The sequence below is a fragment of the Algoriphagus sp. genome (assembly GCF_024642405.1).
Classification (GTDB): domain Bacteria; phylum Bacteroidota; class Bacteroidia; order Cytophagales; family Cyclobacteriaceae; genus Algoriphagus.
In genome coordinates this window covers 1-3,858 of sequence record NZ_JAHEBC010000353.1, presented here as the reverse complement: position 1 = coordinate 3,858, position 3,858 = coordinate 1, and the positions used below count along the sequence as shown (strand labels likewise).

At 37.5% G+C, this 3,858-nt stretch carries 3 protein-coding genes and 1 pseudogene; all 4 read right to left on the bottom strand.

Annotation, left to right across the window (positions count from 1 at the left end):
• Positions 1-642 (bottom strand): annotated as a pseudogene (locus tag Q0L68_RS17590) (hypothetical protein); the annotation flags it as partial.
• Positions 621-1,607: a GDP-mannose 4,6-dehydratase gene (locus tag Q0L68_RS17585; RefSeq protein WP_296705570.1), complete on the bottom strand. Its 987-nt coding sequence runs from the start codon at positions 1,605-1,607 to the stop codon at positions 621-623. The pseudogene Q0L68_RS17590 and the gene Q0L68_RS17585, both read right to left, overlap by 22 nt.
• Before the next feature lie 108 nt (positions 1,608-1,715).
• Positions 1,716-2,834 carry a GDP-mannose 4,6-dehydratase gene (gene gmd, locus Q0L68_RS17580; RefSeq protein ID WP_296705569.1) on the bottom strand — a complete coding sequence of 373 codons (1,119 nt, stop codon included), beginning with the start codon at positions 2,832-2,834 and terminating at the stop codon, positions 1,716-1,718.
• Between the two features lie 39 nt (positions 2,835-2,873).
• Positions 2,874-3,719, bottom strand: a complete 846-nt coding sequence (locus Q0L68_RS17575; protein WP_296705568.1) for a glycosyltransferase family 2 protein — start codon at positions 3,717-3,719, stop codon at positions 2,874-2,876.
• Positions 3,720-3,858 lie beyond the last annotated feature (139 nt).

The window sequence follows — 3,858 nt, the reverse complement described above, 5'->3', positions numbered from 1 at the left end:
TCGAATTAACCTTTCTTCCAAATTCCCTACAATTTCTAAATGGCAAGAAATACCTTTCACTGCCTCAATCAATCGTTCGATATTTTTATTGAAAGCAACCCCAATTTGCAGGATTATAGGTTTATCATTTTGAAAAATCTTTAGCTTAGGCTTGAAATGAGTTGCGATTGGAACATAAACTACCTTAATTTTAGAAGGGTCGCAGTCAACATATTTCAACAATTCATCTTTCGTGGCTTGAGATATAGTGGTAACAATCGCAGCCTTTTTCACCGGAATCTTGACCCAAAATAGCTGCAGTATCCAGCGAGCCAATGGGTTTGAATGTTTCATGAAACCAACATCCAAAATGGTCAGAATGGTTTTTCTTCTTCTAAAAAAAAAACCAATAAAATTTACATCCCCAGTTATATGATTAATATCTCCCCATTTTTGGCGGAATGCAGCTTCTATAGAAATGTATAATCGCTTCCAAAAACCATTACTAGTATAGCTTGCAATTGAAATCAAAGGCTGAACATTTAAAGGAAGATTTTTTCTGATTTCTTCAAAAAGAATCTCCACACTAAAATTTTGCCCTCTAGGCTTCCGCTGAAAAAAAACTACCCGTATTGGTTTACTTAAATTTTGGATGTCTTCCATTTTATCAAGTCTTCCTCGTCTTGAATCAGCCTGGAAATCAAGTAAGAGATATCCATTTCATACTCCCAACCTAATTCTTGCTTCGCCTTAGAGTTATCACCATATATTATGGCTAAATCTAGCGAACGTAATAATTGTGGGTCTAACCGCACATAAGACCGAAGGTCTAAATCCAGTTTATTAAAAACCTGATTAATTAATTCCAATAAACTAGTCACTTGACCAGAGCAGATCACATAATCTGCAGGAATATTTTGCTGTAGCATCAACCACATCGCCTCCACGTATTTGGGAGCATAACCCCAATCCCTACTAATTGCTAAATTCCCTACATTTAATTCTTTTACTTCTCCATTTTTTATCCTGATGGCAGTATTAATGATTTTTTTGACCACAAAATTTTCTCCCCTAAGCGAAGATTCATGATTAAACAAAATCCCGCAGGCCGTAAACAGCCCATATGCTTCCCTGTAATTAACAGTTAACCAATGTGCAGAGGCTTTGGAAATCCCATAAGGGCTTACAGGGTGAAAAAGAAGAGATTCACGGATGGGAAGATTCTTAAGGCTAACACTTCCGAACATCTCACTACTGGAGGCCTGGTAAAAGCGGATATTTTTATCAAACTGACGAATTCCCTCAAGCAAGTTCATCACGCTGAGCGTATTAAAAGAGAAAGTCTCTTGGGGAAACTTAAATGATTGTCCAACGGAACTCTGAGCTGCTAAATTATAAATTTCGTCTGGGTGGTATGCTTCCAAGCAATCCATGACGGCACGAGGATTTGTAAGATCAACTTGAGTGACTTCCACTTGTTGATCAATTCCCAAATAAACTAATCGGTAGGCTGACTGTAAATCATTTTGACGACTAAGCCCAATAACTTTATACCCTTTTTGAATCAGCAATTGAGCTAAATATGCTCCATCCTGACCAGTTATTCCCGTAATTATTGCCTTTTTCAAGTATTAAGAATTTGTTTAAAAGTCTTGGAAAACATTATACCTAGTACCAATAACATACTGGCTTTTAGGCAAAAAATATGGTTTAAGTATCAAGTTAAAATTGAACTATTATTTTTTAATTAGTTCATTCAAATCCCCTCTCATCATATCCTCTACCAAACCAGGGAGGTCATATTCTGGCCTCCAGCCAAGCTGGGTATTGGATTTGGTTGGATCACCCTTAAGTATATCAACCTCTGTGGGGCGAAAGTAAACAGGATCGATGCGAATCAGTACGGTATCTGATTTTGGTACCATTGACTGTTCAATTGAAAGTTGCGTAGCTTTTGAATACTTCACAAAATCAACAGAATCCAAAATCCCCACCTCATTTACACCTTCTCCTTCCCACCTGATAGAAAACCCTACATGAGCAAAGGCCATTTGAACAAAGTCACGGACTTTGGTGGTCTTTCCCGTGGCAATTACATAATCTTCAGCCAGTTCTTGCTGTAACATCAGCCACATGGCTTTGACATAATCCTTTGCATGACCCCAATCCCGCTGTGCATCCAAATTACCCATGTATAGGCAATCTTGTTTGCCCAAGGCAATTGCAGCGGCAGCCATGGTGATTTTGCGAGTGACAAATGTTTCTCCCCTTCTCGGAGATTCATGGTTAAAAAGAATTCCATTGCACGCAAACATGTTGTAGGCTTCCCGGTAGTTTTTGGTAATCCAAAACCCATAAATCTTGGCTACACCGTAAGGAGATCGAGGATAAAAGGGCGAATTTTCATCATAATACCCATCCTCGTTTTTGTTTTCTTCCATTCCTCCATAAAGCTCGGAGGTAGAAGCTTGATAGATCCGCGTCTTTTTTTCCAATTTCAGAATGCGAACTGCTTCCAAAATTCGAAGCGCCCCAACTGCATCTACATTTGCCACATACTCAGGAGAGTCAAAAGAAACTTTGACATGTGACATAGCACCAAGGTTGTAAATTTCATCAGGTTGAACCTCCTGAATAATTCGAATGATATTAGTTGAGTCGGTCAGATCTCCATAATGGAGAACAAAATTCACATTTGTTTCATGCTGATCCTGATAGAGATGGTCGATCCGCTGAGTATTGAAGGAAGATGCTCTTCGCTTAATGCCATGAACTTGGTAGCCCTTTTCTAAAAGTAATTCTGCTAGGTAAGAACCGTCCTGACCAGTGATCCCAGTTATTAATGCTGTTTTCATGTCCTTTTTATTTATATGAGAAAAAACCTCATACAAATCTTATGTTTTATTTAAAATTTTATTTCGAAAATCGACATAACTATCTGTGAAAAAAAGCTTTAGATAAATATCTATTAAAGATTTAAACCCCACAATTTTACCATAATGATAGCTTTTAAAGCTTATATATTCTGATACAGCTCTTCCTTTTACATCATGGGCGATTTTCCACCTTTTTCTTAATGGCAAGTTTGGATCTGACCAATTTGGAAAAGGGTTGGATTCACATTCAGCCAAATATTTTGAAGTAGTAAAACAGGGAAAGCCAGCTCTAAGCGCTCGAAGCCCGTAATCAAAATCACCAAGATAATGTGTATAAAGAGAAGATATTACCCCTATTTTCTCTTCTATTTCCTTTGGAATCAAAACCAGGTTTCCATTGATAAATCTCACTTCTTGAAGTTCTCCGTTGGGAATTAAAGGAATATACTCATCCATCAGACCACCATAAGTAAATTTAAAGGTTCCCGGTTCTTTGCATGCAGCAGTCAAAATTGCTGTTCTACCAATTGATTTGTATTCAGAAAAAAGGGCAGAAAGTGCATCTGGAAGCAAAAAAGTATCATCATTCAACCATAGATAATAATCAAATTGAGCTGTTTCCTTAGCCAATTTCCATGCTTTACTCATTCCTCCTCCCCAAAACAGCTTTCCATTACCTTTCACTACGCAGACATCTGGAAAGTCCTTCTTTAGCATTTCAGAAGTTCCATCAGAAGACCCATCGTCACAAATAAAAACGCGAAAAGAAAATTCAGCCGGAATATTTTGTGTGCGCAAATTTTCAAGACAAGCTTTGGTCTTAGCTTTCCTATTAAAACAGGTCAATAAAATAGCAACTTCCACTTTCAAATTTTCACTTCCTTGAAGTTGTTTTGATTTTTTAAAAACCAAGAATAAGTAGCTTCTATTCCATCAATTAGATCAATTTTAGACTCCCAGCCTGCGCTTTTCAATTTGGAAACATCCATTAATTTCCGTGGAG